The sequence below is a fragment of the Kitasatospora sp. NPDC127111 genome (assembly GCF_042677465.1).
GTDB lineage: Bacteria > Actinomycetota > Actinomycetes > Streptomycetales > Streptomycetaceae > Kitasatospora.
In genome coordinates, this window is the sequence record NZ_JBHXTG010000161.1 from 1 (window position 1) to 3,561 (window position 3,561).

Consider the following 3,561-nt stretch of genomic DNA (forward strand, 5'->3'; position numbering starts at 1 on the left):
ATGCCCGGCTCGTCCGCGATGTCGTCCGGACCGTAGTGGTCCACGAAGCACCACGCCCCCACCATCCGACGCCCCAGGTTCGGCAACAGGCGGCGGACGACGGTGCTGCCGCCGAGCGCGGTCTCGCGCGGTGCCAGGAGTTCCCGGACGGGGCCGGCGGGGGCGATCGGGGCGAGGGTGCGGAGGTCGGACTCAGCCATGGGTGGCCCTGCTTCCTGAGGTCGGGGCGGCCGGGACGATGGGCGTTCCGGCGGAGACCGCGCGGGTGACGGGGGTCCGTTCGGCGATGTCGAGCAGCCGGGCGCGCTGGGCGTCGTCGAGGTCGCCGACCAGGTCGATGCGGCGGGTGATGCGGACCGCCTTCTCGGGGCCCTTCTCGTAGCCGAGGTGCACCCGGACGGTCTTCAGCGGCCAGTCCTTGCGCTGCGCGTACATCCGCAGGGTGATCGCGGTGCAGGAGCCGAGCGCGGAGAGGAGCAGGCCGACGGGGGTGGTGGCGGTGTCGGCCCCGCCGGCGGACTCCGGCTCGTCGGCGGAGAGCCTGTGCCGGCCGGAGTGGATGTCGATCCGGTAGTCGTCGCCGGTGCTGGTGGCGACGGCGGCCGCCGCCCGGACGAACTCGGCCGTGGCGGTGGCGGGTTCGGGCGACTCCCCCGCCGCGACGGCGCTCACAGGCCGAACCGGGCGCGCTGGGCCTCGGGCACCAGATCGGTGTAGTCCGGGTGCTTGGTCAGCCACCCCCGGATGAACGGGCAGTACGGGAGCACGGCCAGGCCCTGCTCGCGGGCGTCGTCCAGCGCGGCGCGGGCCAGCGTCCCGGCGAGGCCGCGACCGCCGAACCGGGGGTCGACCTCGGTGTGGATGAAGGCGATCTCGCCCTCGTACCGGTGGTACTCGGCGAAACCGGCGAGCTCGCCGTCGTCGGTGATCTCGTACCGCGACTGCTCGGGGTTGTCCGTCACGCTGGTCGTCATCGGTCCTCCTCGGGGCGGGCGCTGATCCGCGCGCCGATCATGGATTTAATTTAGCATTCAACTACAGGCGGTTCAAGCGAACGCCCGGGACGGCCCCGGCCGCCCTCCTGGCGGACCGTCACCGGATCACCCTCCACCGATGTTCGCACCAGGTGGGCCGTCCCCGGCGCCCTTCCCCGGCGGCGTGCAGCCGGGGAACACGGCAGGGCGCGACGAGGCAAGACCGCGCCGCGGACCGCGACTAGCGTGAGCGCAGCGATGCCGGGCCGTGACCCGGATCCGCCGGCGGGCGGCCCGTCCAGGGCCCGCGGCGGCATCGCCGTCCACCTGCCGAATCGCCGCGGCCCGTCCCCGCACACCGTCGCCCGCCACGGGCGGGACGGCCGGCGCTCCCTGCTCCCAGAAGGGCCCCAGTCATGGTTGACTTCGCCGAGGTCGTCGCCGCGCCGAGTCCGGACCTGCTCACCCCGGACAACGCGGTCATGCTGTTCGTCGACCACCAGCCGCAGATGTTCTTCGGCGTCGGCAGCGGCGACCGGACCGCGATCATCAACAGCACCGTCGGGCTGGCCAAGGCGGCCAAGGTGTTCGACGTGCCGGTCGTCCTCACCACCGTCGCGGCCGAGTCCTTCTCCGGACCGATCCTGCCCCAGCTCGTCGAGGTCTTCCCGAAGCAGGAGGTCCTCGACCGCACCACGATGAACGCCTGGGAGGACTCCGCCGTCGTGGAGGCCGTCAAGGCCACCGGGCGAACCAAGATCATCCTCTCGGGCCTCTGGACCGAGGTCTGCCTCGTCCTGCCGGCGCTGTCGGCGCTCGGACAGGGCTACGAGGTCTACGTGGTCGCGGACGCCTCCGGCGGGGTGAGCCCCAAGGCCCACGAGCACGCCCTGCAGCGCATGATCGCCGCGGGCGCCGTCCCGGTCACCTGGATCCAGGTGCTGCTGGAGCTCCAGCGCGACTGGGCCCGCCAGGAGTCGTACGGCGCCGTCATGGAGGTCGTCAAGGAGCACGCCGGCGCCTACGGCCTCGGGGTCGTCTACGCGCAGGCCGTCATCGGCGCGCACGCCGCGGGCTGACCGGTGGCCCCGCAGCCGAGCACCCCGGAGTCGAGCGCCGCGCCGCGGAGCGCCGCGCCGTCGGCCCCCCGGCGGCCGGGCGGGCCGTGGTCAGGGGGGACGCGATGAACCTCGGTCTGCTGATCCTGCGCCTGGTCACCGGCCTGCTGATCGCCGGCCACGGCGTGCAGAAGATCAGCTTCCACCTCGGGGGGAAGGGCCTGGAGGGAGGCACCCGCGAGTTCCGCGAGGACGGCTTCCGCGGCGGATCGCTCACCGCCCTCGCCGCGGGCGCCGGACAGATCGGCTCCGGTCTGCTGCTCGCCGCCGGCCTGCTGACCCCGCTCGCGGCGACCGGCGCCATCGGCGTCATGACGGTGGCCACCACCGTCAAGTGGCGGCACGGACTCTGGGTCCAGAACGACGGCTACGAGTACCCGCTGTTCCTCATCACCACGGCGGCGGCGCTCGCGGCCACCGGTCCGGGCGCCTGGTCGGCCGACGCCGGCCTGGGGCTGACGCCCTACCCGCTCTGGTGGCTCGCGGTCGCCGTGGTGGCCGGGGTCGGCAGCGGCCTGGCCACCAGGCTGGTGCTGCACCGGTCCGCGCCTCCGCGCGACGCCTCGCCGTCGGGCACACCGTCGGGCACACCGTCGAGCGCCGTCCCGCCGTCGAGCTCCGCCTGACCACCGCACAGCCCGCGGGAGCGGCCCCCGCCGCTCCCGCGACGGCGGGCCGGCCCGCCCGGACGGCGATCCCCGTCCCGGGGGCCGGCCCGTCGCGTTCCCGTCCGTTCCTCGGCGTTCGAGGAAACGTTCAAGAAAGCGTGAGACCCGTCATGACGTCACAGACCCCGCAGACCCCACAGACCTCACAGACCCCACGGAGCTCGCAGTCCGCCGAGCCGGCCCACGTCGGCAGCCAGCCCCTGCTTCATCAGAAGGGCGAGGAGGCGCAGCGGTTCGGCACCGTGAAGCTGTTCCCGATCGGCCTCTCCTACGACGCCCGGATGTACTCCTGCCAGGAGCTGAACCGGGTCCTGGCGGACACCCAGATCCTCCACTCGCTGTACAAGAAGGCGCACTGGACGGTCAGCGGCGCCACCTTCTACCAGCTCCACCTGCTGCTCGACAAGCACGCGGACGAGCAGCTCGCCCTGGTCGACGCGCTCGCCGAGCGGGTCCAGACCCTGGGCGGGGTCGCCGTCGGCGATCCGCGCCACGCCGCCGAGCTGACCTCGATCCCGCGCCCGCCGGACGGCAGCGAGTCGGTGCCGGCGATGCTGTCCCGGCTCCTGGAGGCGCACGAGGCCGTCCTCGTCAAGGCCCACGCCACCGCGGCACGGGCCGCCGAGCTGGGCGACGACGGCACCAACGACCTGCTGGTCTCCCAGGTCGTCCGCACCGGTGAGTCGCACGCGTGGTTCCTCGCCGAGCACCTCGTGGACACTCCGCTGGTCCGGGTCTGATCCGCCACCAGGAGGCTCACGCGGGCGCGTGCGAGGGGCGGGTGCCCGATCCGTGGGGATC

General features: G+C 73.7%; 5 protein-coding genes and 1 pseudogene. 3 read left to right on the forward strand and 3 right to left on the reverse strand.

Going from position 1 to position 3,561, the window contains the following annotated elements; genetic code table 11:
• The 3 genes and pseudogenes from ACFVHB_RS39960 to ACFVHB_RS39970 form a co-directional block, all read right to left on the reverse strand.
• Window positions 1–200: pseudogene (locus tag ACFVHB_RS39960) on the reverse strand (pirin family protein); the annotation flags it as partial.
• The gene (locus tag ACFVHB_RS39965; RefSeq protein ID WP_380332876.1) at window positions 193–672 is read right to left on the reverse strand and encodes an OsmC family protein; all 480 of its coding nucleotides are present in this window, start codon (window positions 670–672) and stop codon (window positions 193–195) included. The gene ACFVHB_RS39965 and the pseudogene ACFVHB_RS39960, both read right to left, overlap by 8 nt.
• The gene (locus ACFVHB_RS39970; protein ID WP_380332878.1) at window positions 669–974 is read right to left on the reverse strand and encodes a GNAT family N-acetyltransferase; all 306 of its coding nucleotides are present in this window, start codon (window positions 972–974) and stop codon (window positions 669–671) included. The genes ACFVHB_RS39965 and ACFVHB_RS39970 overlap by 4 nt, the downstream gene beginning before the upstream one ends.
• Before the next feature lie 416 nt (window positions 975–1,390).
• On the opposite strand from ACFVHB_RS39970, the gene ACFVHB_RS39975 reads away from it, so the two are divergent.
• From ACFVHB_RS39975 to ACFVHB_RS39985, 3 genes are all read left to right on the forward strand, one after another.
• On the forward strand, window positions 1,391–2,053 hold the full coding sequence (locus ACFVHB_RS39975; RefSeq protein WP_380332880.1) for a hydrolase: 663 nt from the start codon (window positions 1,391–1,393) through the stop codon (window positions 2,051–2,053).
• A 104-nt stretch (window positions 2,054–2,157) separates the two neighbouring features.
• Window positions 2,158–2,718, forward strand: coding sequence for a DoxX family protein (locus tag ACFVHB_RS39980; RefSeq protein ID WP_380332882.1), 561 nt, complete (start codon window positions 2,158–2,160; stop codon window positions 2,716–2,718).
• Window positions 2,719–2,870: 152 nt separating this feature from the next.
• Entirely contained in the window at window positions 2,871–3,500 is a 630-nt protein-coding gene (locus tag ACFVHB_RS39985; protein ID WP_380332884.1) for a Dps family protein, read from the forward strand.
• The last annotated feature ends 61 nt before the right edge of the window (window positions 3,501–3,561 follow it).